The sequence below is a fragment of the Pseudoduganella aquatica genome, assembly GCF_009857595.1.
In the GTDB taxonomy this organism is placed as follows: Bacteria; Pseudomonadota; Gammaproteobacteria; order Burkholderiales; family Burkholderiaceae_D; genus Rugamonas; species Rugamonas aquatica_A.
Genome location: NZ_WWCU01000158.1, coordinates 1 through 255, shown reverse-complemented (window position 1 = coordinate 255; position 255 = coordinate 1). Strand labels below are relative to the sequence as shown.

Annotated in this window: 1 protein-coding gene; it reads right to left on the bottom strand. The window is 63.9% G+C overall.

Annotated elements, in window-relative coordinates; all coding sequences use genetic code 11:
* Positions 1–255, bottom strand: a 255-nt coding sequence (locus GTP77_RS30040) for an IS110 family transposase (protein ID WP_161075770.1), incomplete at both ends; no start/stop codon positions are given.

The window sequence follows — 255 nt, the reverse complement described above, 5'->3', positions numbered from 1 at the left end:
GCTCGCCGAGCCAGGCAATATGCTGTTCGATATCGGCCCGGACCGATTCGCGCGCCACGTCCAGGCGGTTCGTTTCCTGCGTCTGCATGGCCAGCAGCGCATCCAGGCGCAGCACCATCGCTTTCAATTCCTGTTCGCTCAGCGGCGGCGGCTGCCATGCTTCCGGACCATGCTTGGCGCAGAACTCGGCAATGACCTTGGCGTCGACCTGGTCGGTCTTGGTGCGCACCAGCTGCGCCTGGGAAAACGCCTTGA